The organism is Amycolatopsis sp., assembly GCF_025464955.1.
In the GTDB taxonomy this organism is placed as follows: domain Bacteria; phylum Actinomycetota; class Actinomycetes; order Mycobacteriales; family Pseudonocardiaceae; genus Amycolatopsis.
Genome location: NZ_JAODNM010000064.1, coordinates 72,671 through 96,920, shown reverse-complemented (window position 1 = coordinate 96,920; position 24,250 = coordinate 72,671). Strand labels below are relative to the sequence as shown.

The window sequence follows — 24,250 nt, the reverse complement described above, 5'->3', positions numbered from 1 at the left end:
CTACGGCTACTCGAAGGAGTACGAAATCGAGCGACTGATGCGCGAGGCGCCGTTCCTGCTCATCGGTGAGGGAACGAGCGAAATCCAGAAGACCATCATTAGTCGAGGACTCCTCAAGGAGTACAAGAGCAGGAATTGAGCCGACCGGGATAACTTGACCGGCTGGCCGCGCGGTGAATGACCAACCGCGCTATAACTAGAGCGTGAGTGGTCCGTTTTCTGGTGGCGGGCGCCCGGCCGGCGGGCAGCCTCGGTTGCCGACGCCGCCGACGGGCTGGCCGGTCGGCTCGTACGGGACGTACGAGCAGGCGCAGCGCGCGGTCGAACACCTCGCGGAAAACGAGTTCCCCGTTGAGGACGTGACCATCGTCGGCGTCGATCTGATGCTGGTCGAGCGCGTACTCGGCAGGCTGTCCTGGGGCAGGGTGCTGGGCACGGGCGCCGGTTCGGGCGCGTGGTTCGGCTTGTTCGCCGGGGTACTGCTGAGCTTTTTCGACAGCCAGGTCGTGTCCTGGGCGCCGATCCTGGTCGGGCTCGTGCTCGGAGTGGTGGCCGGATTGGTGTTTTCCGCCATCGGCTACAGCATGTCGAAGGGCCGCAGGGACTTCTCATCGTCGAGCCAGCTCGTCGCCGGCCGTTACGACGTCCTGTGCCAGCCGCGGAGCGCGGAGAAGGGCCGGAACCTGCTCTCGAAGCTCGTGATGCGCTCAACCCCTCAATGATCCCTGAATGTGCGTCACAAGTACGCCGCGATACACCCGTCTGGCGGGTAATAGTCTGAATCGTTGCGGATAGTGCTTGCGGGGCGTGATCGTCCAGGATTAGGTTGCTGGTCACCAGTCGGGCGGAACGGGCCTCCAACGTCTCCGTTCGACACCTAGCACGTCGGGGTGCTGGCGCGGAGTTGTGCTTTTCGCGCACCGGTGTCGGTCGGCACTGAACACCTCGGTGTGCGTGCTGGCAAGGAGAGCACTAAATGGGGAAAACGATCACCGCGAGGCGAAGAGGCCGGTCGCCCGGCCGAATCGGCGCGTTGCTCGGCGCCGGTGTGGTGGCCGCGAGCCTGCTGACAGCGTGCGGTTCGAACAGCGGCCCGATGAAGATCAACGTGTACTACGCGCCGGAAGACCATTTTCAGACCGTTGTCGACAACTGCAACGCGCAGGCCGCGGGAAAGTACCAAATCGTCTACAACAAGCTCCCCCGAGGAGCGGACGACCAGCGCGTCCAGATGGTCCGTCGGCTCGCCGCCGGCGACAATTCGATGGACATCCTCGGCCTCGACGTCACCTGGGTCTCGGAATTCGCCGAGGCGGGTTGGGCGGACGAATGGACCGGAGCGAACAAGGCCGAGGCATCACAGGGGGTACTGCCCGGCCCGCTGCAGACGGCCACCTGGGACGGCAAGCTCTACGCCGCACCGAAGAACACCAACATCCAGCTGCTCTGGTACGACGACCGCATCACGCCGACCCCGCCCAAGACCTGGGACGAGATGATGGCGATGTCCCAGCAGCTCAAGGCTGCCGGTAAGCCGTACCAGATCCTGTTCACCGGCGCCCAGTACGAGGGCCTGGTCGTCGTCTACAACACGCTCGTCGACTCCGCGGGCGGGCACATCCTGTCCGAGGACGGCAAGTCCGTGGTGATGGACGCCGGCGCGGTCCAGGCGCTGAGCCTGCTCAAGCAGGTCACCAGCGCCGGGATCACCGACCCGTCGCTGACGAACTCGAAGGAGGACGACGTCCGGCTCGCCTTCGAGCGCGGGAGCGGAGCGTTCGAGCTGAACTGGCCGTACGTCTACGCGGCTTACGCCAAGGACAAGAAGACGGACCTGTCCCACTTCAAGTGGACCACCTATCCGTCGGTGGTTCCGGGCACGCCGGCGCAGACCACGATCGGTGGTTACGACCTCGCCGTCAGTTCCTATTCGCAGCACAAGCCCGAGGCGTACCAAGCGGCGTTGTGCTTGCGCAGTCCCGACAACCAGCGCTTCTCGGCGATCAACGACGGCGTCCCGCCGACGATCAAGTCGGTCTACAACGACGACACGCCGTTGGACGCCAGTAAGCCCGTGAGTGCCGACAACCCGAACATGGCGTCGACGTACCCGATGCGTCAGACCATTTTGGACGCTTTGGCCACCGCGGCCGTCCGGCCGCTGACCCCGGCATACCAGAACGCGTCCACGGTGATGGCGAAAATCCTTTCGCCGCCACAGGATATCGATCCGCGGGCCACCACGGACAAACTGCGCCAGCAGCTCACCGACGCACTGGATTCCAAGGGGGTGATCCCGTGAGTCACGCCGTCGCCGAAGCCCCGGCCGAAACCAAGCGGGCGAAGAAGGTCAAACCGCTTCTCAGTGAAGGAAAGAAGGCGGAGCGGAAGCTCGGTCTGATGCTGTGTGCCCCCGCCGCGATCGTGATGATCGCGGTGACGGGCTGGCCGATCATCTACTCGGTCTGGCTTTCGCTGCAGCGTTACGACCTGCGCTTCCCGGCACAGCAGAAGTTCATCGGTTTCGCCAACTACGCCGCTGTTCTCTCGAACTCGTATTGGTGGACGGCGTTCGCGACGACGATGGGGATCACCATTGTCTCGGTCGCGGTCGAATTCGTCCTCGGGATGGCGCTGGCGCTGGTGATGCACCGGACCATCATCGGCCGTGGGGTGGTGCGGACCGTTGCCCTGATCCCGTACGGCATCGTCACCGTGGTCGCGGCGTTCTCGTGGTATTACGCGTGGACCCCGAAAACCGGCTACCTGGCGGACCTGATCGCGCCGAACTCGGCGCTGCTGACCGAAAAGGTGCCGTCGCTGCTGATCATCATCGGCGCCGAGGTGTGGAAGACGACACCGTTCATGGCCCTGCTGCTGATGGCCGGACTCGCGTTGGTGCCGGACGATCTGCTCAAGGCGGCGTCAATGGACGGCGCGAACGCGTGGCAGCGGTTCACCAAGGTGATGATCCCGGTGATGAAACCGGCGATCCTCGTGGCGCTCCTGTTCCGCACGCTCGACGCGTTCCGGATCTTCGACAACATCTTCGTGCTGACCAACGGCGCGCAAGATACGTCGTCCGTATCCATGCAGACCTACGACAACCTCGTCAAAGGCCTGAACCTCGGGATCGGGTCGACGATGGCGGTGCTGATCTTCATCACCGTCGCGATACTGGCGTTCATCTTCATCAAGATATTCGGCGCCGCCGCGCCCGGTTCGGATCCAGGGGGTAAGCGCTGATGGTGATGGGTGGAGCGGTCACAGCCGGCCGCAAGGTGAGATGGGGCCTCGTTGACATCGTGGTTCTGGTGTTCGCGCTGGTGCCGGTGCTGTGGATTCTTTCGCTGTCGTTCAAGACCAAGGACACGCTGACCGACGGCAATTTCATCCCGCGCTCGTGGACACTGAAGAACTACGCGGACATCTTCCAGACCAACGAGTTCCTGCGCGCGCTGCTGAACTCGATCGGGATCGCGGTCATCGCCACGGTGATCGCGGTGGGGCTCGGGACGATGGCCGCGTATGCCATCGCCCGGCTCGATTTCCCCGGCAAGCAGGTGCTCGTCGGGTTGTCGCTGCTGATCGCGATGTTCCCGCAGGTTTCGCTGGTGACGCCGTTGTTCAACATCGAGCGGCAAACGGGCCTGTTCGACACGTGGCCGGGGCTGATCCTGCCCTACATCACGTTCGCGCTGCCGTTGTCGATCTACACGCTGTCCGCGTTCTTCCGCGAGATCCCCTGGGAGCTCGAGAAAGCCGCGAAAATGGACGGCGCGACCCCGGCTCAGGCGTTCCGCAAGGTGATCGCGCCGCTGGCCGCGCCGGGGGTCTTCACCACGGCGATCCTGGTGTTCATCCTGTGCTGGAACGACTTCCTGTTCGCGATTTCGCTGACGTCGACCGACGCTTCGCGTACCGTTCCCGCCGCGCTGAGCTTCTTCACCGGGTCTTCGCAGTTCGAGGACCCGACAGGTCAGGTTTCCGCGGCCGCGGTGGTCATCACGATTCCGATCATCGTGTTCGTCTTGTTCTTCCAGCGCCGCATTGTCGCGGGGCTGACGTCCGGTGCGGTGAAGGGGTAGGGCATGGCTGAAATCGTTCTCGACAAGGTGAGCAAGAAGTACCCCGACGGCGCGCTCGCGGTGTCCGAAGTGGACATCACGATCTCCGACGGCGAGTTCATCATTCTCGTGGGTCCTTCGGGTTGCGGGAAGTCGACCACGCTGAACATGGTCGCCGGGTTGGAGGACATCTCCTCGGGCGAGCTGCGGATCGACGGCAAGCGGGTCAACGAGAAGGCGCCAAAGGACCGGGACATCGCGATGGTGTTCCAGTCGTACGCGCTGTATCCGCACATGACCGTGCGCGAGAACATGGCGTTCCCGCTACGACTGGCCAAAGTGGACGACAAGACGGTCAACGCGAAGGTCGATGAGGCCGCGAAGATCCTCGACCTGACCGTGCACCTCGACCGCCGGCCGGCGAACCTGTCCGGTGGGCAGCGGCAGCGCGTCGCGATGGGCCGCGCGATCGTGCGTAACCCGAGCGCGTTCCTGATGGACGAACCACTGTCCAACCTGGACGCGAAGCTGCGCGGGCAGATGCGGACGTCGGTGTCGAAGATTCAGAAGCAGCTCGGCACGACGACGTTGTACGTCACGCACGACCAGACGGAGGCGATGACGCTGGGCGACCGGGTCGTCGTGCTGCGCGGCGGTTTCGTGCAGCAGATCGGTTCGCCGCAGTTCCTTTACGACAACCCGGCGAACCTGTTCGTGGCCGGGTTCATCGGCTCGCCGTCGATGAACTTCGTCCCGGGCACGCTGGAGAACGGCAGCCTGCGCAGCGCGTTGGGCACGGTCGCGCTGAGCGACCGCGTGCGGCGGCTGGTCGAGGCGGCGAACGCACCGCGCGACATCATCGCCGGCGTGCGTCCGGAGCACTTCGAGGACGCCGCGCTGCTCGACGAGGCGCAGAAGCGCGGCGGCGCGACGTTCTCCGCGCAGGTCGACGTCCTGGAGTCGATGGGCTCGGAGAAGTACGCGCACTTCGTCGTCGAAGGCGAGCTGGCGACGACGGACGAGCTGGCGGAACTGGCCGCCGACAGCGGCTCCGCGGATGTCCCGGGTGGCGGATCGCAGATCGTGACACGCCTTTCGGCGGAGTCGCGGGCTGCTGAAGGTGTCTCGCTCGACGTCTGGTTCGACGGCGACAAGGTGCAGGTTTTCGACCCGGCCAACGGCCGAAACCTGACCTACTCGGGGTAACCGGAGCAGCTGGTCACGGAAGTTCCCTCAGGGCCACCCTCGTTGCGTCCAACGCCACAGGGGTGGCCCTGAGGGGTCTCTGGGCAGGCCTCGCACTCCATGGCTGCATGCCTGCTAGCATGAATGCATGACGCAGGTTACTTGGCGAGCACCCCGTGAACTGATTGAGAGAGTCCAACAGATCGCCAAGCGCGAGGGGATGAGCATGAACGAATACCTGACTCAGGTGCTGGACGCGGCCACGAACCCGGAACTCGCCGGGGCGTCCGCCGCGCGCACCCGCGAGCGGCTCGAGCGGGCGGGGCTGCTGTTCAAGTCGCCGGGCGCACGGGTCCGGCCGGATCCGGAGGCGGTCGCCCGCGCCGGTCGGGTGGCGGCCGAGGGCACGCCGTTGGCCGAGATCGTCAGCGAAGGCCGCGGGCCGAGGTGAGCACGTTCGCCGACTCGTCCTTGCTGGTCAAGTTGTACGTCTCGGAGGAGGACGCCGGGTACGCGCGCTCGCTGGACGATCTCGTCGTGTCCCAGGCGGCGCGGGTGGAGGTTCCGGCTGCTTTCTGGCGCAAGTACCGCATGGGCGTGCTGTCCGTCGCCGAAGCCGGGCAGCTCGTCTGGGAGTTCGAAGCCGACTACTACGGCACAGCGACCGAGGAGCCGCGCTTCGCTGTCGTCGAGCTGTCGGACGTGGTCCTCGACGTCGCCGCGCAGCTGGCCGGCATCCACGGCCTACGCGCGTACGACTCGATCCAGCTCGCGACGGCAAAGGTCGCTCGGTCCGCCGACCCGGACTGTGTGAGGTTCGCCGCATACGACGCTGACCTGTGCAAAGCCGCGGTAGGCGAGGGTTTTCAGCTGATCCCTTAAGGGACAAACCCGATGCGAGCGTGTCTCCGCGTCTGGAATATGGAGGTATACCTACTCGAGGGGAGAGCTTCCATGGCTACGAATCTGATCCGGCCGCGGCGGGGCACCATGATCGCGGGCGTCTGCGCCGGTCTGGGGCAGCGGTTCGGCATGTCGGCCAACACGGTCCGGCTGATCTTTGTGCTTTCGTGCCTTTTGCCAGGCCCGCAGTTCCTGGTCTACATCGCGCTGTGGATCATCATGCCGAAGGCCGACTACTGACGCGCTAGATGCGGACGAGCACCTGGTCGAGCGACTTGCGGTGCAGGTTCGGCACCACGCAGTCGTCGGCCGGGTAGCCGACGGGGATGACGGCGAACGCCTTTTCGTTGCGCGGCCGGCCGAGCATCTCGCCGAGGAAACGCATCGGCGACGGTGTGTGCGTGAGCGCCGCGAGCCCGGCGAGGTGCAGCGCGGTCAGCAGCATGCCGACGGCGATGCCCACGGACTCGTCCACGTAGTAGTGCTTGCGGATGCTGCCGTCGTCTTCGAGGAAGAAGCGCTGCTGGAAGACGATGATCAGGTAGGGCGAGTCGGTGAGATGCGGCTTGACGGCATCGGTGCCCAGCGGACGCAGCGCTTCAAGCCATTGCTCACCGAGTCGTCCTTCGTAGGACACCTGCTCTTCGGCTTCCGCCGCCTCGCGCACACGCCGGCGCACCTCGGGGTCGGTGACGAGGACGAAGGTCCACGGTTGCTGATGGGCACCACTCGGCGCAGTCGACGCGACCGCGATGGCGTCGAAAACCGCCTGCTCGGGCACCGGGTCGGAGGAGAACATGCGCACCGTGCGGCGCTCGCCCATGCGGCGGCGGAGGTCTGCGGCGTTGGCGAGCGACTCGTCGGCGGGCATGCGCTCCGGCCGGTACGGCACCGGTTCGTACGGCAGTCCGTGGTTGGGCGTCCAGTCAAGTGCTGTCATACCGCCGATTGTGACCCCGCCACGACGTGCATGGCGAGTATTCGCGGACGTCACCTTCACTTCGTAAGACGACGCGAGTAGCCCTACGGGCGGACGGCGTGCTGGAACGCGCGCCAGGCGTTGGCGGGGAAGGCGAGTGCTGGGCCGGTGGGGTTTTTGGAGTCCCGGACGGCGACGGCGGTCGGCACGAAGGCGACTTCGACACAGTTGCCGCCGCCGTTGGCGCTGCGGCTGCTCTTGTGCCAGATGGCGTTGTCCAGGTTCACGGCTCACCTCATGCGCTCGGCTCATCGGCAAGAGAAGCGAGCAACTCCTTGGAGTTGCTCTCGTCGAGCGCCAGCTTAGCAAGGTTGCGGAACAGGCGGGACAGCTCGGATACCTTGCCTGGCTTGACCATTTGCAGGCTACCGCCCGCATAGTCGGCGTAGCCGAGATCGCCGATCGTGTCCTGCGGGAACGAGAGCACGCTGAATGCGCCTCGCAGAGCTGGGTGGACGGCCCGACTTGCCGGAAGGATCCGCAGTGTGACGTTCGGAAATTCGGCCGCCATGAGCAGGTAGTCCAGTTGCTCACGCGCGCCAGCTGAGTCGAGTACGGGCCGCCGCAGGGCTGGTTCGTCGATGATGACGTGCAACCGTAAGGGATTGTCGCCGAAAAGGCGCTTGCGCCGACTGAGCCGGATGCTGAGGTTGCGGTTGCGTTCTCGTGTGCTGTCGAGCGTGAATATCGCGCGTGCGTAGTCCTCGGTCTGTAACAACCCAGGTATACAGACGAGTTCGAAGTTGTGCACGGAGACGGCTTCGGACTCCAAAGAGACGTAGCTGTCCGAGGACACGCCTTCGATGCGGTCTTGGTTCGGCTTCCGTGCTTCGCGGGATATCTCCACGAGGTGGACGAGGTCGTCCTCGGGTACGTGGTAGAGCTCCGCCATCGCCCTGGCGACCAGCGGGTGGATCACCCCTTGGCCCTTTTCCAGGCGCGACAACGTGCTCTTCGACATGTCGAGGTCGCCGCCCGCCTGGTCGAGGGTCAGCCCGGCGCGCTCACGCCAGTCCCGAAGTTCCCGGCCTAGCTGGAGCCGTCTGATCGCCGGAACGCTGTACTGCACCACGTGTGGACCTCCCCGTGAACCCGTTCATGATCGCGCGCGACGCATTCTGCGGGTGGGAGGAGAGCGGTGGGATCCCGGCGGGTTCACCGGTTCGGGTCAGCAGCTTTCGGGTCAGCAGCGCCACTGGCTCATGACGCAGATGAGCTCCGGCTCGGTGAGCGCCGGACGTTCGAGCTCGGAAGGCGGTCCGGGCTGGGCGCGGAGGCCGTCGAGCATGATGCGGACGTAGCGCCGCCACAGCTCGGGGTCGGCGCAGTGGCCGTAGTCCGAGATGCTGCCGATCATCACGTGCAGGGCCGCCATGTCCGTCGGCGCGAAGTCCGCGCGGAGCTGGCCGGTTGCCTGCGCGCGCTCGATCAGTTGCGTGGCTACCGGGATGAGGCGGTCGCGGGCGTGCTGGACCTTGTCGTGCCCGAACGACGTGCCGAGCATCACCTCGCGAAGCCCCCGATCGGCCGAGTGCACCTCCGCGATCTTCTCCGTGAACTGGACAAAACCCGTCCAAGCGTCCGGCTCGGTCAGTGCTTTCTCGCAGAGTTCGACAAGTTCGTCCAGCCGGTCGCCGAACAAGGCGTCGACCAGGTGTTCCTTGCTGGGGAAGCGGCGATACACCGTGCCGACGCCAAGCTTGGCGTGGTGGGCGATGTCGTCCAGCGTGGCTTCGAGTCCGCGCGCGCTGAAAACCTCTCTAGCTGCGACGATGATGCGTTGCCGGTTCAATTCGGCGTCACGCCGCAACGGCCGCGCCGGTGCGGCGGGACATGTGTCCCGTGTCATGAAAAAGATTCTATCAAAGTAGAGGCAGTTCCTCCACTTCCTGTGTAGCTTGGAGTCATAAGGGGAGACACCAGCTCCACATACCAGCGAGGATCCATCCATGACACAGTCATCCACCGCGCTCGCCGCGCCGCCGGGGAGCGCGACGACCGAGGCCCATGCCAACCCGAATCACGCTCGTCGGTGGCTGATCCTGGTTGTTCTCGGCCTGTCCCAGCTGATGGTCGTTCTGGACGCCACGATCGTGAACATCGCGCTGCCCTCCGCGCAGACCGACCTCGGCTTCAGTAACGACGCCCGCCAGTGGGTCGTCACGGCGTATGCGCTGGCGTTCGGCAGCCTGCTGCTGCTCGGCGGTCGCGCGGCCGACATCTTCGGGCGCAAACGCGTACTCGTAGTCGGACTCGCCGGGTTCGCACTGGTGTCGGCCATCGGCGGGGCCGCCAACGGCATCGAAATGCTGCTGATCGCCCGTGGCGCACAGGGTGTGTTCGGCGCGCTGCTCGCGCCCGCCGTGTTGTCACTGCTGACCACGACGTTCACCGACCCGAACGAACGCGGCAAGGCGTTCGGCATCTTCGGCGCGATCGCCGGTGGTGGCGCTGCCGTCGGCCTGCTGCTCGGCGGTGTGCTGACCGAGTACCTCGACTGGCGCTGGTGCATGTTCGTCAACATCATCATCGCCGTGCTCGCACTGGCCGGTGCGGCCATTCTGCTGCGCGACCCGCCGCGGGTCGGCGCTCGTCCCAAGTTCGATATCCCGGGTGCCATTTCGGCGACCGGCGGTATGTTCGGCCTGGTCTACGGCTTCGCCAACGCCGAGAGCCACTCGTGGAGCTCCCCGCTGGTGTGGGGCTTCCTGATCGCCGGTGTCGTGCTGCTCGTGCTGTTCGTCTGGCTGCAGACCAAGGTTTCGCACCCATTGCTGCCGATGCGGGTGCTGCTCGACCGCAACCGCGGCGGGTCGAACCTGACGGTGTTCCTGATGGGCATCGGGATGTTCGCGATCTTCCTGTTCCTGACCTACTACCTCCAGCAGACCCTGCACTTCTCGCCGGTCCAGAGCGGCGTCGCGTTCCTGCCGATGGTGGGCACGCTGATGATCGCGGCCACGTCGGCGTCGAGCGTCCTGCTGCCGAGGGTCGGACCGAGGCCGCTGGTGCCGACGGGCATGCTGATCGGCGCCGCCGGTCTGCTGTGGCTGGCCCAGCTCGACGCCGCCAGCACCTACACGAGTGGGGTGCTCGGTCCGCTGCTGGTCATCGGGTTCGGGATCGGGCTCGCGATGGCGCCGTCGATGAGCGTCGCCACGATGGGTGTCGCCACCGATGACGCCGGTGTCGCGTCCGCCACGGTGAACACCGGGCAGCAGATCGGTGGCTCCATCGGCACCGCGCTGCTGAGCACGCTCGCCGCCAACTCCCTGACGTCGTTCGTCGCGGGTAAGACGGTGACCCCGCAGCTGGCTGTCGAGGCCGCGATCCACAGCTACACCACGGCATTCTCGTGGGCAGCCGGGATCTTCGCCCTCGGCGCGGTCGTCTGCGGCCTGCTGCTCAAGTCGGGGGTTCCCGTCTTCGACGAGGACGCCGCCCCGGCCGTCCACATGTGACAGCCGGCTGAACAGCAACTCGCCGTCGACTTGCGATCGCAAGTCGACGGCGAGTTGCTGTTTGTGGACGTGAGTCAGCGGGTTTGGGCGCGCAGGGCGGTGATGACGTCGTCGTCCCAGCGGTGGGTTCGGATCAGGCGGTAGCGCTCGCCGGCGACCCACAGGTAGGCCTCGGCTTCGGTGCGGTCGCCGACCAGGTCCGCCTGTCGCAGCATTTCGACCACGGGCACGAATTCCTCTTCGTACCAACGCTGCGCGAGGCAGGCGCGGTCGGTGAACTTGCCTTCGTCCTGCATCAGCCGGAAGCTCCACGCCTCGACGTGCTCGCCGAGTTTCGCGTAGTCCCAGGGATCCGACACGATCACCGACGCCCGTGCCTGCCCGGTCAGCGGCACGCGCTCGAGGAACAGCCGCCGGTAGTCCTTGACGATCAGGTCGCCGCGGTACCGGATCCCGCTCGGGTCCAGCTTCGTCCGGACCTCGGTGACCCTGGCCTCTATTGTGGACAGTCCGAGCGCGTGGGCGACGGAGACCCGGTGGTGACCGTCGATGATGAAGTGCAGCCCGCCGATGCGGTAGACCTCGATCGGCGGAATCTCCTCGCCGCGCCTGGCCGCCAGCGCGAGCCGCTCCCAGCGCTCGCGCACCCGCCCGGACGTCGGCCGGAACCGCCGGTCGAAGTCGCGTCCGCGATCGACACTGCCGACGATCGAGTCCAGCCGGATCACCTGCAGGCCCAGCCGCCGCTCGCTCTGGAAACCCAGTGCCTCGACGACTTCGTTGAACGGCAGCATGATGTTGACGTCGTCGGGCCCGCCGCGCAGCCACTTGGCCAGCCGCGAAAGCACCTGACGCCGTCGCGCGCGCAGGAAGTCGTACTCCGCGTCCGCCTTGGGAAAACCCGTGTCCTTGCTCATGCGAACTCCATGACCTGATGGCCGACCACGTTGCGCAGCCGCGTGACCCCGGCAACGCGGTCGGGCATCTGCTCGCCGTGCGGATGGATGTGCCCGTGCAGCAGCCAGGGCGGCCGCAGTGCGTCGATCGTCCGATGTAGACATTCGAACCCGCGGTGCGGCGGGTCGTCCCGGTCGCCCAGCCCCAGCGGAGGCGCGTGGGTCAACAGGACGTCGACCCCGCGTCCGTCACGGCGACGACGTCGTTCGGCCGTCCGCACCACCTTGCGCGCGCGGCGCGCCTGCTGTGCCTGCGTCCACTGGTTCGGGCCGTCGTTGTAGCGGATCGACCCGCCCAGCCCGGCGACGCGCAAGCCGGCGATGTCGACCACTCCGGCGTCCGCGTTGATCCCGCCCATCGGCCCCGGCCACGTCGTCGGGAAACCGTCCTTCATGGACAGTCCGCCGTAGCGGGTGAAGCCGCTCAGGTCGGGATCGTGGTTCCCGGGGACGAACACGCACGGCTTGTCCAGCGTGTTCGCCAGGAACTCCAGATACGCGTAGGGCAGGTCCCCGGCGCCGATGACGAGGTCGACCGAGTAGGCGCGGACGGCGTCGGTCCACAGCCGTTCGTCGACCTCGTCGGCCACCACCAGCGCTCTGACCATAGGCCCAGCTTAGAGCTCGTGAGCGTTCCGGCCGCCTGGAACGAGCCGGAACAGTCACGAGTCCCTAGTGCGGTCCTCTGGCGAAACTCGGGTCCTTCATGATGATGGCGGTGATGGCGACGAGCCAGCTCAAGCCGAACGCGATGGCCCAGAACTTCCACTGCAGGAAAACACGTGGCATGACAAGACTCCCGTACCTCGGGTGGGTGAAAAAACAGGGGCGTTACAGCCAGCCGTTCTTTCGGAATATTCGGTACAGGAGCAGGCAGATCGCCAGAATCACGGCGATCACCACGGGGTAGGCGAACTTCCAGTGCAGTTCGGGCATGTACTCGAAGTTCATCCCGTAGATACCGGCGATCGCGGTCGGGACCGCGATGATGCCGGCCCACGCGGTGATCTTGCGCATGTCGGTGTTCTGCTGCAGCGAGATCTTCGCGAGCGTCGCGTCGACCAGCGTGGTGAGCAGTTCGTCGAAGCCGACGACCCGCTCGGTCACCGTCGTGAGGTGGTCGGCGACGTCGCGGAAGTACGAGCGGACCTCGTCCGGGATGAGCCGGGTGTAGCCCTCGGCGAGCCGCTGCACCGGGGTGGTCAGCGGCATCACCGCGCGCCGCAGCTCGAGCACTTCCCGCTTCATCAGGTACATCTGCTCCGAGCTGATCTGCGAACGCGGCGCGAAGACCTGGCTCTCGATCTCGTCGATGTCCGCCTCGATCCGGGCGGTGACGTCGAGATAGTGGTCGACGACGTGGTCGGCGATCGCGTGCAGGACAGCGGACGGCCCGAGCTGCAAGCGCTCCTGGTCGTCGTCCATGTCGCGGCGGAGCCTGGCCAGCCCGGAGTGGTTCCCGTGCCGGACGGTGATCACGAAGTCGAGGCCGAGGAACACCATCAGCTCGCCGGTCTCGACGATCTCGTTCGCGGTGGTCGGCGACTCGTGCTCGACGTACCGGACGGTCTTGAGGACCATGAACAGCGTGTCGTCGTAGCGCTCGAGCTTGGGCCGCTGATGCGCCTCCAGCGCGTCCTCGACGGCTAGTTCGTGCAGGCCGAACGTCTCCGCGATGCCCTGGATCTGCTGGGCGTCAGGCTCGTGCAGGCCGATCCAGACGAAGCCGTCACGGCGCTTGCGGACCTCTTTGATGGCCTCGGCATGGGTCCACCGGCCGGGCAGGCGCTCGCCGTCCACGTACACCGCGCAGTCGACGACGTACGCCGAAACCGGGATGCGTAGGGGCCGATCGGCCGCGGGCTTACCGCGGCCCCTGAGGCCACCGAGGGAAGGAATCGCAGGCATGGGATCTCCTGAGCTGACGTCGTGTGCGGCAGCGCGGCGGTGAAGACGCGCAGAGACGACCTGCCGTGCGGAGGGGTCCGCCCGGCACTACCAGCGTTCCCGGGCCTGAAGCGGGGAGAAGTCAGGCCGTCCGAAGGGGACTCGGGGTGAGAACGCTGGGACTACTAGGGAGCGGACTATCGCCACTACTCATGTTGTGTTCCTCACCTCCGAATGTCCGGCCTGGCACGAGTGGTGTTGCTCGCGTTGACGTGCGCACACCAATGGTTGAGGGTACTCCTCAACATCAGGCGTGTCGTTCGAGGCTCAGGCCGCGTTACTCGACGAGGAGGATCCGGGTGCAGTTCGGGCGTTATTACGAGGAGTTCGAGGTCGGTGCGGTCTACAAGCACTGGCCGGGCAAAACGGTCACCGAGTACGACGACCACCTTTTCTGCCTGATCACGATGAACCACCACCCGCTGCACCTTGACTCGCATTTCGCCGAGGAGACCACGGAATTCGGCAAGAACGTCGTGGTCGGCAACTTCATCTACTCGCTGCTGCTGGGGATGTCGGTGCCCGACGTGTCCGGCAAGGCGATCGCGAACCTCGAGGTCGAGTCGCTCAAGCACGTCAAGCCGACGTTCCACGGCGACACCATCTACGGCGAGACCGAGGTACTGGACAAGACGCCGTCGAAGTCGAAGGACGACCGCGGGATTGTCTACGTCGAGACGCGCGGTTACAAGCAGGACGGCTTGATCGTCTGTACATTCCGTCGCAAGGTGATGGTCCCGAAGCGGTCCTACGGAGACGCCCGCGGCGGCGAGCAGCCAGGCCGTCCCGTTCCCCACGCGTGACCGAAACGGGAGGCAGCCAGATGGCGATCGGGCTCGACGAGGCCAAGCGGCGGCTGCGGCTGTTCGCCGACGTCGAAGCGGCGGAGACGTCGCCGCTGTACGCACACCTCGGCGGCAAGGCGGCTGAGGACGACGACGTCGCCGGACTGCTGACGTCGGCGAGTAGCGGTGACGCCCAGGGCACGCTGCTGATGGCGACCGCGCACCGGCTCATCCAGGCCGATCCGATCCACCCGCTGTCGCGGTATTACCCGTCGCTCGGCGGGTTCGACGGGGTCGACGGCGAGACCTGGCCGATGTTCCGCGAGTTCCTGCTGGGCCGGGCGGACAAGGCGCGCGAGCTCATCTCGAGCCGGTACACGCAAACCAACGAGGTCCGGCGCGCCGCGCTGCTGTACCCGGCGCTGTCGCTGGTGTCGAAGGAAGCGGGTGGCAAGTTCTCGCTGCTCGAGGTCGGCTGCAGCGCGGGTCTGCTGCTCGGGCTCGACAAGTTCTCCTACCGCTACCAGTGCGACGGCGGCGAGCAGCTCTCGGCAGGCCCGGCGAAGACCGCGGTCGGGCTGCACGCGGCGCTCGACCTCGCACCGGGTGCGGTGGCGCCGAAGCTGTTGAAGAAGCTGACGATCGTCGCGCGCGCGGGACTCGACCGCGCTCCCGTGGATGCCGACGACGAGGAAGAGCTCGCCTGGCTCGAAGCGTGCGTGTGGGCCGATCAACCCGACCGGATCCGGCTGCTGCGCACCGCCGCGGCGGCTCAGCGGAAGTACCCGCCGGACCTGATCGCGGGCGATGCGATCGACGACCTCGCCACCGCGGCCGCCACCCTGCCCGCCGACGTACCGCTCGTGGTGATGACCAGCCATGTGCTCGCCTACTTCGGCGACCGGCGCCCGGACTTCATCGCCGAGCTGCGCAAGCTCGCGGCCGAGCGGCCGCTGTGGTGGGTCAGCGAGGAGCGCTATGAGGCCGGGCTTGAGTACGTCCTGCCCGGCCGCGCCGACCTGGAAGCCACCGACGGGATGGGCGTGCTCGGCGTCGTCCGATGGGCCGACGGCGAAGTCGACGCCCGCGCGCTTGCCCGCACGGCCGCGCACGGCCAACGGCTCACCTGGCTGGTGAGTGTTCCGGCCGGTTAGAACCAGGTTAGAACCGGCCGGAACACTCACGAGTCCGCAACCTGGCGGCGCACCCTGGCGCCGGACGCGCGTCCCGGCGACGATGGACGCCATGCCGACCGACGACTCCTGGTTCACCCCGCTCACCCCGTTGGCCTTCCTGGAGCGCTCGGCGGAGGTGTTTCCCGAGAAGCCCGCGATCGTCTACGGCGACCGCCGGATCACCTACGCCGGCTTCGCCGCGGAGGCGACAAGGCTCGCGAACGCGTTGCGGGCGAGCGGGATCGAGCCGGGGGACAGGGTCGCGTACCTGCTGCCGAACATCCCCGAGATGCTCGTCGCGCATTTCGGGGTTCCCCTGTCCGGCGCTGTCCTCGTCGCGATCAACACGCGGCTCGCGCCCGCCGAGATCCAGCACATCGTGGCGCACTCCGGCGCGAAGATCCTCGTGGTCGACGCGGGCTTGCACGGGTCTGTCGCCGCGGAACTCGACGTCCGCGAGATCGTCACCGTCACCGATCCGGCGTCGGGGGCGCAGGCGGATCCGGCGGTCGGCGGCGTTTCCTACGAGACGCTGCTCGCGCGGGGGAGCGACGACCCGCTGCCGTGGACCACCGGCGACGAGCGCGGCACCATCTCGATCAACTACACCTCGGGCACCACCGGCCGGCCCAAGGGCGTGCTGTACCACCACCGCGGCGCCTACCTGAATTCGCTCGCCGAGATCATCCACTCCGGCCACACACCGGATTCGCGGTACCTGTGGACACTCCCGATGTTCCACTGCAACGGCTGGTGCACCACGTGGGCGGTGACCGCGATCGGCGGCACGCACGTCTGCCTACGCGCGGTGGACGCCGCCGAGATCTGGCGGCTGCTGGAGGCCGAGCGCGTCACACACCTCAACGGCGCGCCGACCGTGCTGGTCGCCATCGCCGGCCATGCCGACGCCCATCCGCTCGTCCGCGAGGTCGTCGTCACGACCGCCGGCGCGCCGCCGAGCCCGACCGTGATCAAGCGGATGTCGGACCTCGGCGCGCGGCTGGTGCACGTCTACGGCCTCACCGAGACGTACGGGCCCTACAGCGTCTGCGAGTACCAGCCGGGCTGGGCCGAGCTCGACATCGACGAGCGCAGTCGCCTACAGGCCCGCCAGGGCGTCGGGATGATCGTCTCCGACGGCGTGCGCGTGGTCGACGAGGATATGGCCGACGTGCCGCGGGACGGCGCGACCATGGGCGAGGTCGTGATGCGCGGCAACAACGTCATGGCCGGATACTTCGCCGACCCCGAAGCGACCGAGCAGGCGTTCCGCGGCGGCTGGTTCCACTCCGGTGACCTGGGCGTCCGCCATCCCGACGGTTACATCGAGTTACGGGATCGCGCGAAGGACATCATCGTGTCCGGTGGGGAGAACATCTCGACGATCGAGGTCGAGGCAGCGATCGACTCCCATCCCGCGGTGCTCGAAGTCGCCGTCGTCGGGGTGCCGAACGAGAAGTGGGGCGAGCGGCCGAAGGCGTTCGTCGTGCTGCGCGCGGGCGAGTCGGTGGAGGTGGACGTTCTGCTCGAGCACGTGCGCACTCGCATCGCCCGGTACAAGGTGCCCGACGCCGTCGAGTTCGTCGGCGAGCTGCCGAAGACGTCGACGGGGAAGATCCAGAAGTTCGCGCTCCGCGAGCGGGAGTGGGCCGGTCGGGCGAGCCGGGTCCAGGGCTGATCACCTCTTCGGCAGCACGTCCCAGTCCCTGAGGTTGTCCGCCAGCTCCTCGACCAGGGCTCCGCTCTGGTCCAACCGGGTGAAATCGGCCAAATCGACCCAGCGTGCGTCTTCGGCGTCGTCGCCCGCCCGCAGCGTCCCACCGACGGCGGTGCACGCGTAGTCGAAGATCTCGTACCGTCCGCGGACGACCCTCCCGACCAGCGTCGAAGGCGTCACGACCAGGCCGGTTTCCTCGGCGAGCTCCCGGACGACGGCTTCGGCGTCGGTCTCACCGGGCTCCACGCGGCCACCCGGAACCGACCACAGGCCACGGCCGGGGTCGTTTCGACGCTTGATCAACAGCAGCGAGCCGTGGTCGTCGTAAACGATCCCGCCGACGCAACGCTGAGTGCCGGATGTCCGGTTTTCTAGAGGTTCCACGACGTGAGTTTAGGCGAGGCCGTCGCGGGAGCGATGGTCCTGTACACGGAGAGTAGTCGTGGGATACACTGTGAATCGCTTGCTGACCCAAGCGCGGGACATTCCTCCCTTACTCGGGCGCGGTGCGGTACAAAGTGATGGTCAGGTTGAAGGCAGTCAGGCGTAGAAGACGGGATTGATCACTTGTGAACGCGAAAAAGATTGCCGGTCTCGTGGGTGTCGCGTTGGTTATCTTCTTCGTGATCTCCCAGCCGGCCAACTCCGCAGGTCTCGTCACCTCCATCGTCCACTGGCTCCGCACGTCCGCCGAGTCGGTCATCGCCTTTGTCAGCACCATTTTCAAGGGTTAGCGACTAGCCTGTGATGATGTTCGCGCCGCGCGACCCGGAGTCGTACATCCTCGAGAGCGAACGGCGTGTCATCCGGATCCGCCGGCACTGGGCGGTGCTCAGCTGGGACATCTTCGAGACGTTCGCCCTGCTGGCCATCTGCGTGCTGGTGTCCTACATCCTGCCGCCGTCGGCGTGGGTGATCCAGAACGTCCTCTGGTACGCCGCGCTGCTGGTGCTCCTGCACTTCGCGTACGTGATCATGGAGTGGTGGGTCGAGCGGCTCGTCGTCACCGACAAGCGGTTCCTGATGACCCAGGGCGTCTTCACCACCAAGGTGCTGATGATGCCGATCGGCAAGGTCACCGACCTCACCTACGAGCGCACGGCCAACGGCCGCATGATGGGCTACGGCACGCTGATCGTCGAATCCGCCGGTCAGATCCAGGCGCTGAACCGGATCGACTACCTGCCCCGGCCCGAAGAGTTCAACGACACGATCTCCGAACTCGTCTTCGGCGACAAGCAGAAGCAGGCCGAACGGTTCTCCATGGTCAAGGCCCAGCGACTCGCCCGCGGCAACAAGTCGGCGAGCTGACGCAGGTCACCGGCGCCGCCGAGGGGCTCCGGGGTCGCTGTGACCTACCGCATCGTCCAGAATGGACCTGATGCGCATCGATCTACACGCCCACTCGACGGCCTCCGACGGCACCGACAGCCCTGAAGGGCTCGTTATCGCCGCGGCGAAGGCCGGTCTCGACGTCGTCGCGATCACCGATCACGACACCACGGCCGGCTGGGCTCCCGCCGCTGAGGCCGTGCCGCCGGGGCTCACCCTGGTGCCCGGCGCCGAGCTGTCCACGGTCTCGGTGGACCCCAGGACCGGCCGGCGCGTCAGCGTGCACATGCTCGCGTACCTGTTCGACCCGCTGTCCGGCGCGCTGGTGACCGAGCAGAGCCGGCTGCGGGCCGAGCGCCGCACGCGGCTGCGCGCGATGGCCGAGCGGATGGCGGATGACGGCCTCCCCGTCGACCCGGACGAGGTGATGGACGCGCTGCCCGCCGACGCTCCCGCCGGGCGGCCGCACCTGGCGCAGGCGCTGGTCCGCGCCGGCACGGTCGTCGACGTCAATCAGGCCTTCGCGGAGTACCTCGGCAACGGCCGCGGGTACTACCTGCCCAGGGAGGACACCCCGGTCGAGGCGGCGATCGACATGATCGCGAACGCCGGCGGCGTGACCGTGATCGCGCATCCGTTCGCCCGCTCGCGCGGTTCGATCATCACCCCTGAGGTGCTCGCCGAGCTTGCCGCGCGCGGGATGACCGGGGTCGAGGTCGACCACCCGAACCACGACGAAAAGACGAGGGCCGAGCTGCGCGGGCTCGCCGGCGAACTCGGGCTGGTGCGGACCGGGTCCAGCGACTACCACGGCACGAACAAGTCCATCCCGATCGGCGCCGAGACCACGGACCCCGACGCCTTCGCCGAGCTCGTCGCGCGCGCGACCGGTAGCCGAGTGGTGGTGGCCTAGGCCGTGGCGCTCAACGACTTCTTCGACGCGCGGCTGTTCACCAGCGCGACGATCACCCTGATCGTGATCATGGACCCGCCCGGGACGGTGCCGGTCTTCCTGAGCCTGGTCGGGCGCAAGCCACTGGCTGTCCGGTCTCGGGCGGCTCGGCAGGCGGTGCTCGTCTCGCTGCTGGTGATCTCGCTGTTCGCCGTTGCGGGGCAAGCGATCCTGGCGTACCTCGGGATCGGGATCCCGGCTTTGCAGGGCGCCGGCGGGCTGTTGCTGCTGCTCATCGCGCTGCAGCTGCTGACCGGCAGCGGCGCCGAGCCCGAGGCCAGCGACGGCGTCAACGTCGCGCTCGTCCCACTCGGCACCCCGCTGCTCGCCGGGCCCGGTGCGATCGCCGCGACCATCGTTTTCGTCCGTCAGGCCGACGGGCACATCGGTGCGTACGTCGCGCTCGCGCTCGCGATCGTCACCGTGCACTTCGTGCTGTACATCTGCATGCGCTACTCCGGCGTCGTGATCCGGCTGATCAAGGAAAGCGGCATCACCCTGCTGGCGAAGATCGCCGGTCTGCTGCTGGCCGCCATCGCCGTCGAGCTCGTCGCCAACTCCATCCGCGGCTTCGTCGCCGGCGGTTAAGCGACTGCTCCCGAGTGCCCACGCAAGGCACTTTTGTACAAAAATGCCCTGCTGATCGGAGTGGGCTGGTTGCGTTTCACCGCAGCAGGGACCGGGGCGACTGGGGTGTCCGTGGGTGGTCGGCGGTCGGCGAACGTGGGACTCGGCGACAGGAGTGTGGGACTCGCCGACGCGGCCCGCGAGTCCCACGTTCACCGGCGGCGAGTCCCACGTTCACGTCGCTGAGTCCCACACTCTGCTACCGAAAGGACCTGGCACCACACACCGCGCCGGTCCTTGCCGCTGTAAAACGCGACGAGCTCACATCAACCAGCTCCCCGGACCCACCCAACCGAACAGCCACTTTTGCACTTTTGCGGGGTCGTTGAGCGCTCAACCAGGGCACTCTTGTACAAAAGTGCCCGCTTGTGGGTCCAGGCGTGGCTCCCGGCGCAGAAAGTGTCGGTGGGTGTGCGTAGCGTGGGCGCGGTGGGTCACGCGAAGGAGCAGATGGGCTTCGACTTCGGTGTCGAGGAGCCCAAACAGCTCACCAGGGTCTCGCCGGCACGGCTGGCGACGTTCGAGGATTGCCGCCGTCGGTACCGGATGACGTATCTGGACAAACCGCCGCCGCGGCGCGGCGGGCCGTGGGCGAGCAGCACACTCGGCGCGGTGGTGCACAACGCGTTGCGCGCGCTGTTCGAGCTGCCGGCTGCCAAGCGGCTGCCACAGCGGGCCGCGGCGCTGGTCGCCGAGCACTGGAAGGACGCGGGCTTCGCCGATGCCACACAGGCCGCTCGTTATCGCGGCCGCGCGCGGCGGTGGATTTCGGAGTACGTCGAGCAGAACGACGTCAGCGCGGACCCGGTCGGCATCGAGCGCTGGGTGTCGGCCGCGGTGAGCTCGGAGCCGGGGGTGAAGCCGTCGGTGATCGTCGAGGGCCGCACGGACCGGATAGACGCTCGTGACGGCGAGCTGGTGATTGTCGACTACAAGACCGGCAGGCGGACACCCACCGAGGAAGACGCGCACCGCTCGCAGGCGTTGGCGATTTACGCCGTCGCCGCGGCCCATTCCCTGCGTAAACCGTGCCATACGGTCGAATTGCACCATCTGCCCAGCGGGACGATCGCCGTGGCGGAGCACACCGAGGCGAGTCTCACCGACCATCTCCGACGCGCCGAGCGCACCGCCGGAGAGCTGCGGGTCGCGGCGGATAGTCTGGAAGCAGGCGGAGACCCGGCGGAGCTGTTTCCGACGAGGACCGGCCCGCACTGTTCGTGGTGCGACTTCCGGCCGAGCTGCGCCGAGGGCCAGCAGGCCGCTCCACCGGTGCTGTCCTGGGATTTGCTGGCGCCGTGACGACACAAGAAGGGATGGCCGTGGCGGGATCGGACACCGAAGAACTTCAGACCACCTTGCTGCCCATCCCCGAGCAGCCCGGCGCACCAGCCGAGCCGCCGGTTGTCGTTACACCGCAGCCCGAGGCGCCGGTTGTCGTTACGCCTGTTCCGCAGCCCGCGCGCGTACGCCGTTGGCGCGGGCTCACCGGATCACTGGCCGTCGGCCTGGCCGCACTCGCCGTTGTCGTCCTTGCCTCGGGTGTGTTCGGCCTGTTCACCGGCGCTCCCGGCCCCGGCGTGGCCTCGCTCGTCGCGCACCCGGTCGCCGCTGTCCTCGCGCTCGTCGCCCAGCACTTCGCCGATCGCCGTCGCGGCCGCGTCGCCGGCTTCGCCGCTCTCGCGATCGTCGCCATCGCCGCCGCGACACTCTGGTTCTTCTGGTGGATCTGACCTGCACTCGCCCGCGCGCCACCTGCACCTAGCCGCGCATGAAAATGCACTCGCGGTGTATGTCAGTTGAGCCAGGAGTGCCAGGTGGGGATCAGGGCGTCGAGTAGGCCGGTGGGGTTTTCCGTGTTGGGGGAGTGCGCGGCGCCGGGCACCAGGTGGAATGGGACGTGCAGGCGTTGAGCCATTTCCCGCTGTTCCGGCACGCTCCAGGCGTCGTCGTTCTCACCGCAGACGACGACAGCGGGCAGCTCGCGACGCTGGAGTTCGGCGGCCAGGACGGCGACCAGATCCGGTTCCGTACGCAAGCCGCGGGCCATGCCGAGCAGGCCTGGTGCGCTCGACGCCACGAAGCGCGTGCGGAAGAATTCCTTCAAGTCCGCGGGCAGGCTGGCCCACGATTCGAACCGGGCGCTGATCTGCTCACGTAGGCGGTAGGCCTCGGTTTTTCCGTTGGCACGCAACAGAGGCTCGCCGATCTGGAGCCCTTTCAGCCTCGCCCCACTCGTCAGCTGTCCCGGCCCGGTGTCCATCAGTGTCAGCCCGACGATGTCGGCGCCCGCCAACACCGCGCCTCGCACGACAAGACCGCCGTAGGAATGCCCGAGCAGGACGACAGGCCGCCTGAGCTGTTCGACGACGTTCGCCACGACGACACCGAGCTTCGACGGCAGGTACTCGGCTTCTTCGTCCGGGCCTGGTGACTCGTACTGCCCCGGAAGGTCGATCGCGACAGCCTGAAACCCCGCTGTGGCAAGGGAATCCAGCAGTGGGACAAAGTCCTCTTTGGACCCGGTGTAGCCGGGGACGAGCAGGGCGACGGCATCGCCGGGCTTCGTGCGCAGGGCCGCGATCGGGCCGAACGGGCCGGGCAGGTCGATTCGTTCGGCCGAGTTGGCCGACAGCTGCGAGAGGCGCACCCGCGCCTACTTCAGCGCGGCGAGGACGCCGCCGCGCTGTTCCAGCAGTACCGGGCCCATCGAATTGAGCAGGACCGGGCCGGTGTACGTCCCGCGGTCGACGCCGACCGTGCGGATCGTCGAGCCGTCCGCCGGGTTCAGCACGGCCAGACCGCCCTTGATCGGGATGACCAACTGGCCCGCGAACGTCACGCCCGGGCCGACAGCGCTGTTGAGCGTCCAGCGGGGGGTGAGGGTGTCGAGGGACAGCGCCACCGTCTTCGAACCGGTGAACCAGTAGACCGAGTCGGCGGTCCGCGACGTCGTCATCACGCCGCTCGCCGGGTCCTGCGCGAGGTCCGACGCCGGCAGGTCGAGCGGGTACGCCGCCTTCTGGTTGCCGTCGGGACCGTAGATGACCAGCAGTTTCTTGTCCGGCAAGGCGACCGCGGAGTTGTCACCGGACATCGCGACGAGCTTCGCCGACTTGCCGGCCACGATCGAGCTGAACACGACCTTCGGGTTGTCGGAGTCGTCGGCGGTGGCGTTGTAGACGGTCAACCGGTCGGCCGGGTCGCCGGCACAGCGCTCGATCACGCCGATCTTGCCCCCGGACGCGGCGACCGAGCCGTAGGTGCAGCCGGTGCGCGGCTGCCTGCCGGGCTGCACGGTCGCGACGACCGTGCCGTACTCCATCGTCTCGACGAGATCGTTGCGCCAGGTGTCGAGCAGCTTCTTGCCGGTGGTGGTGACGTACGTGCCGTCGCCGACCAGTTGGGTGCCGAACTCGGCGTCGCCGTTGCGCTGCGCGGTGCGGCGGCCGGTGGCCGGGTCGAGCTGGGTGACCTCGCTGCAACCGCCTTGGCCGTCCACGCCGGTCTTGGCGTACACGGCGTTGACGCGCGACCAGGCCGAATCGACCGTGCACAGCGGCAGGTCGCGGCTGTAGTGCCAGCGGATCTGCCCGGTGAGCGGGTCCCGCCCGGCGACCTCGCCGTTGTCGGCGGTGACGACGTTGTTGCCATCGGCGATCGGCACGGGCGTGGCGCGGCTGGGGAACTGCCAGATCCGGGTCATCGAGCCGGGGACTGCGGGCGGCGCGGGCGGCGCGGCGGGCGCGGCGGGGGACAGGGCGTCAGTGGTGGCCCTGGTCTCCGACGTCGCCCAGCCGAGCAGTCCGGCCGCCAGCACGACGACGAAGATGACCGCGGCGATCACCCGGTCGCGTTGGCGGTTCCACGGGGATCGCCTGGCCGAGGTCTTGACCGAGTGTTTGGTGACCGGTCCGGCAGGCGGGTTGTGGAGGACGTCCTCGATGCCGAAATCCATCCCGGAACCCGGCTGCCTGCGGTGGCGCCCTTCGTCGAGGCCCCCTGGATCCAGCGGGCCCTCCGACGCAGCTTCCTCACCGTAGGGCTCGCTCACGTGCCTGACTCCCGATGTCGACAGCTTCCCGTTACCCGGCCAGTCTGCCGACCCGGATGTAGTACCGCTGTATCGGCCCCCGATGCACGGATGGCCGCCCGGCTCGAAAG

The 24,250-nt window shown here is 67.2% G+C and carries 29 protein-coding genes; 19 read left to right on the top strand and 10 right to left on the bottom strand.

What is annotated here, in order from left to right; all coding sequences use genetic code 11:
- The 9 genes from JWQ81_RS14680 to JWQ81_RS14640 form a co-directional block, all read left to right on the top strand.
- On the top strand, positions 1-139 hold a 139-nt coding region (locus JWQ81_RS14680), incomplete at its 5' end, for an acyl-CoA dehydrogenase family protein (RefSeq protein WP_297541703.1).
- A 64-nt stretch (positions 140-203) separates the two neighbouring features.
- On the top strand, positions 204-722 hold the full coding sequence (locus tag JWQ81_RS14675) for a general stress protein (RefSeq protein ID WP_297541687.1): 519 nt from the start codon (positions 204-206) through the stop codon (positions 720-722).
- A gap of 254 nt (positions 723-976) precedes the next feature.
- A complete protein-coding gene (locus JWQ81_RS14670) occupies positions 977-2,302 on the top strand; it encodes an ABC transporter substrate-binding protein (protein WP_297541685.1) in 1,326 nt (441 codons plus the stop codon).
- On the top strand, positions 2,299-3,246 hold the full coding sequence (locus tag JWQ81_RS14665; RefSeq protein ID WP_297541683.1) for a carbohydrate ABC transporter permease: 948 nt from the start codon (positions 2,299-2,301) through the stop codon (positions 3,244-3,246). Before JWQ81_RS14670 ends, JWQ81_RS14665 begins: the two co-directional genes overlap by 4 nt.
- On the top strand, positions 3,246-4,088 hold the full coding sequence (locus JWQ81_RS14660) for a carbohydrate ABC transporter permease (protein WP_297541681.1): 843 nt from the start codon (positions 3,246-3,248) through the stop codon (positions 4,086-4,088). The genes JWQ81_RS14665 and JWQ81_RS14660 overlap by 1 nt, the downstream gene beginning before the upstream one ends.
- Before the next feature lie 3 nt (positions 4,089-4,091).
- Entirely contained in the window at positions 4,092-5,273 is a 1,182-nt protein-coding gene (gene ugpC, locus JWQ81_RS14655; protein WP_297541679.1) for a sn-glycerol-3-phosphate ABC transporter ATP-binding protein UgpC, read from the top strand.
- Between the two features lie 205 nt (positions 5,274-5,478).
- On the top strand, positions 5,479-5,703 hold the full coding sequence (locus tag JWQ81_RS14650) for a transcriptional regulator (RefSeq protein WP_297541677.1): 225 nt from the start codon (positions 5,479-5,481) through the stop codon (positions 5,701-5,703).
- Positions 5,700-6,134 carry a type II toxin-antitoxin system VapC family toxin gene (locus JWQ81_RS14645; RefSeq protein WP_297541675.1) on the top strand — a complete coding sequence of 145 codons (435 nt, stop codon included), beginning with the start codon at positions 5,700-5,702 and terminating at the stop codon, positions 6,132-6,134. Before JWQ81_RS14650 ends, JWQ81_RS14645 begins: the two co-directional genes overlap by 4 nt.
- A 72-nt stretch (positions 6,135-6,206) precedes the next feature.
- Positions 6,207-6,395: a PspC domain-containing protein gene (locus JWQ81_RS14640; protein WP_297541674.1), complete on the top strand. Its 189-nt coding sequence runs from the start codon at positions 6,207-6,209 to the stop codon at positions 6,393-6,395.
- A 4-nt stretch (positions 6,396-6,399) separates the two neighbouring features.
- Here JWQ81_RS14640 and JWQ81_RS14635 read toward each other — a convergent pair whose 3' ends face one another.
- The 4 genes from JWQ81_RS14635 to JWQ81_RS14620 all read right to left on the bottom strand — a co-directional run bounded on the left by JWQ81_RS14635 (position 6,400) and on the right by JWQ81_RS14620 (position 8,983).
- Positions 6,400-7,095 carry a nitroreductase family protein gene (locus JWQ81_RS14635; RefSeq protein WP_297541672.1) on the bottom strand — a complete coding sequence of 232 codons (696 nt, stop codon included), beginning with the start codon at positions 7,093-7,095 and terminating at the stop codon, positions 6,400-6,402.
- 83 nt (positions 7,096-7,178) lie between these two features.
- Positions 7,179-7,361: a DUF397 domain-containing protein gene (locus tag JWQ81_RS14630; protein WP_297541670.1), complete on the bottom strand. Its 183-nt coding sequence runs from the start codon at positions 7,359-7,361 to the stop codon at positions 7,179-7,181.
- 8 nt (positions 7,362-7,369) lie between these two features.
- A complete protein-coding gene (locus JWQ81_RS14625; RefSeq protein WP_297541669.1) occupies positions 7,370-8,206 on the bottom strand; it encodes a helix-turn-helix transcriptional regulator in 837 nt (278 codons plus the stop codon).
- 111 nt (positions 8,207-8,317) lie between these two features.
- The gene (locus tag JWQ81_RS14620) at positions 8,318-8,983 is read right to left on the bottom strand and encodes a TetR/AcrR family transcriptional regulator (RefSeq protein ID WP_297541667.1); all 666 of its coding nucleotides are present in this window, start codon (positions 8,981-8,983) and stop codon (positions 8,318-8,320) included.
- Positions 8,984-9,083: 100 nt separating this feature from the next.
- On the opposite strand from JWQ81_RS14620, the gene JWQ81_RS14615 reads away from it, so the two are divergent.
- The gene (locus JWQ81_RS14615; RefSeq protein ID WP_297541665.1) at positions 9,084-10,595 is read left to right on the top strand and encodes an MFS transporter; all 1,512 of its coding nucleotides are present in this window, start codon (positions 9,084-9,086) and stop codon (positions 10,593-10,595) included.
- A gap of 74 nt (positions 10,596-10,669) precedes the next feature.
- Here JWQ81_RS14615 and JWQ81_RS14610 read toward each other — a convergent pair whose 3' ends face one another.
- The 3 genes from JWQ81_RS14610 to corA all read right to left on the bottom strand — a co-directional run bounded on the left by JWQ81_RS14610 (position 10,670) and on the right by corA (position 13,459).
- Complete coding sequence (locus JWQ81_RS14610; protein ID WP_297541663.1) at positions 10,670-11,512, bottom strand: ParB N-terminal domain-containing protein; 843 nt, start codon at positions 11,510-11,512, stop codon at positions 10,670-10,672.
- Positions 11,509-12,159, bottom strand: coding sequence for a metallophosphoesterase (locus JWQ81_RS14605; protein ID WP_297541661.1), 651 nt, complete (start codon positions 12,157-12,159; stop codon positions 11,509-11,511). The genes JWQ81_RS14610 and JWQ81_RS14605 overlap by 4 nt, the downstream gene beginning before the upstream one ends.
- Before the next feature lie 223 nt (positions 12,160-12,382).
- Complete coding sequence (gene corA, locus JWQ81_RS14600) at positions 12,383-13,459, bottom strand: magnesium/cobalt transporter CorA (protein ID WP_297541659.1); 1,077 nt, start codon at positions 13,457-13,459, stop codon at positions 12,383-12,385.
- 338 nt (positions 13,460-13,797) lie between these two features.
- Here corA and JWQ81_RS14595 point away from each other — a divergent pair, with 338 nt between their 5' ends.
- The 3 genes from JWQ81_RS14595 (at position 13,798) to JWQ81_RS14585 (ending at position 17,136) form a co-directional block, all read left to right on the top strand.
- Positions 13,798-14,301 (top strand): MaoC family dehydratase, encoded by a 504-nt coding sequence (locus JWQ81_RS14595; RefSeq protein WP_297541657.1) that lies wholly within the window; start codon positions 13,798-13,800, stop codon positions 14,299-14,301.
- Positions 14,302-14,321: 20 nt separating this feature from the next.
- On the top strand, positions 14,322-15,437 hold the full coding sequence (locus tag JWQ81_RS14590; protein WP_297541701.1) for a DUF2332 domain-containing protein: 1,116 nt from the start codon (positions 14,322-14,324) through the stop codon (positions 15,435-15,437).
- Positions 15,438-15,519: 82 nt separating this feature from the next.
- Entirely contained in the window at positions 15,520-17,136 is a 1,617-nt protein-coding gene (locus JWQ81_RS14585; RefSeq protein ID WP_297541655.1) for an acyl--CoA ligase family protein, read from the top strand.
- Here the strand turns inward: JWQ81_RS14585 and JWQ81_RS14580 are convergent, their stop codons facing one another.
- On the bottom strand, positions 17,137-17,559 hold the full coding sequence (locus tag JWQ81_RS14580; protein WP_297541653.1) for an NUDIX domain-containing protein: 423 nt from the start codon (positions 17,557-17,559) through the stop codon (positions 17,137-17,139).
- Positions 17,560-17,744: 185 nt separating this feature from the next.
- Here JWQ81_RS14580 and JWQ81_RS14575 point away from each other — a divergent pair, with 185 nt between their 5' ends.
- The 6 genes from JWQ81_RS14575 to JWQ81_RS14550 all read left to right on the top strand — a co-directional run bounded on the left by JWQ81_RS14575 (position 17,745) and on the right by JWQ81_RS14550 (position 21,819).
- A complete protein-coding gene (locus JWQ81_RS14575; protein ID WP_297541651.1) occupies positions 17,745-17,909 on the top strand; it encodes a hypothetical protein in 165 nt (54 codons plus the stop codon).
- A 16-nt stretch (positions 17,910-17,925) separates the two neighbouring features.
- A complete protein-coding gene (locus JWQ81_RS14570) occupies positions 17,926-18,486 on the top strand; it encodes a PH domain-containing protein (RefSeq protein WP_297541649.1) in 561 nt (186 codons plus the stop codon).
- Positions 18,487-18,556: 70 nt separating this feature from the next.
- Positions 18,557-19,420 (top strand): PHP domain-containing protein, encoded by an 864-nt coding sequence (locus JWQ81_RS14565; protein WP_297541647.1) that lies wholly within the window; start codon positions 18,557-18,559, stop codon positions 19,418-19,420.
- Between the two features lie 3 nt (positions 19,421-19,423).
- Complete coding sequence (locus JWQ81_RS14560; RefSeq protein ID WP_297541645.1) at positions 19,424-20,047, top strand: MarC family protein; 624 nt, start codon at positions 19,424-19,426, stop codon at positions 20,045-20,047.
- A 489-nt stretch (positions 20,048-20,536) separates the two neighbouring features.
- The gene (locus tag JWQ81_RS14555; RefSeq protein WP_297541699.1) at positions 20,537-21,388 is read left to right on the top strand and encodes a PD-(D/E)XK nuclease family protein; all 852 of its coding nucleotides are present in this window, start codon (positions 20,537-20,539) and stop codon (positions 21,386-21,388) included.
- Positions 21,385-21,819 (top strand): hypothetical protein, encoded by a 435-nt coding sequence (locus JWQ81_RS14550; RefSeq protein ID WP_297541643.1) that lies wholly within the window; start codon positions 21,385-21,387, stop codon positions 21,817-21,819. The genes JWQ81_RS14555 and JWQ81_RS14550 overlap by 4 nt, the downstream gene beginning before the upstream one ends.
- Before the next feature lie 62 nt (positions 21,820-21,881).
- On the opposite strand, the gene JWQ81_RS14545 is transcribed toward JWQ81_RS14550, so the two are convergent.
- Positions 21,882-22,736 (bottom strand): alpha/beta fold hydrolase, encoded by an 855-nt coding sequence (locus tag JWQ81_RS14545; protein WP_297541641.1) that lies wholly within the window; start codon positions 22,734-22,736, stop codon positions 21,882-21,884.
- 6 nt (positions 22,737-22,742) lie between these two features.
- The gene (locus tag JWQ81_RS14540; RefSeq protein ID WP_297541698.1) at positions 22,743-24,044 is read right to left on the bottom strand and encodes a PQQ-binding-like beta-propeller repeat protein; all 1,302 of its coding nucleotides are present in this window, start codon (positions 24,042-24,044) and stop codon (positions 22,743-22,745) included.
- Positions 24,045-24,250 lie beyond the last annotated feature (206 nt).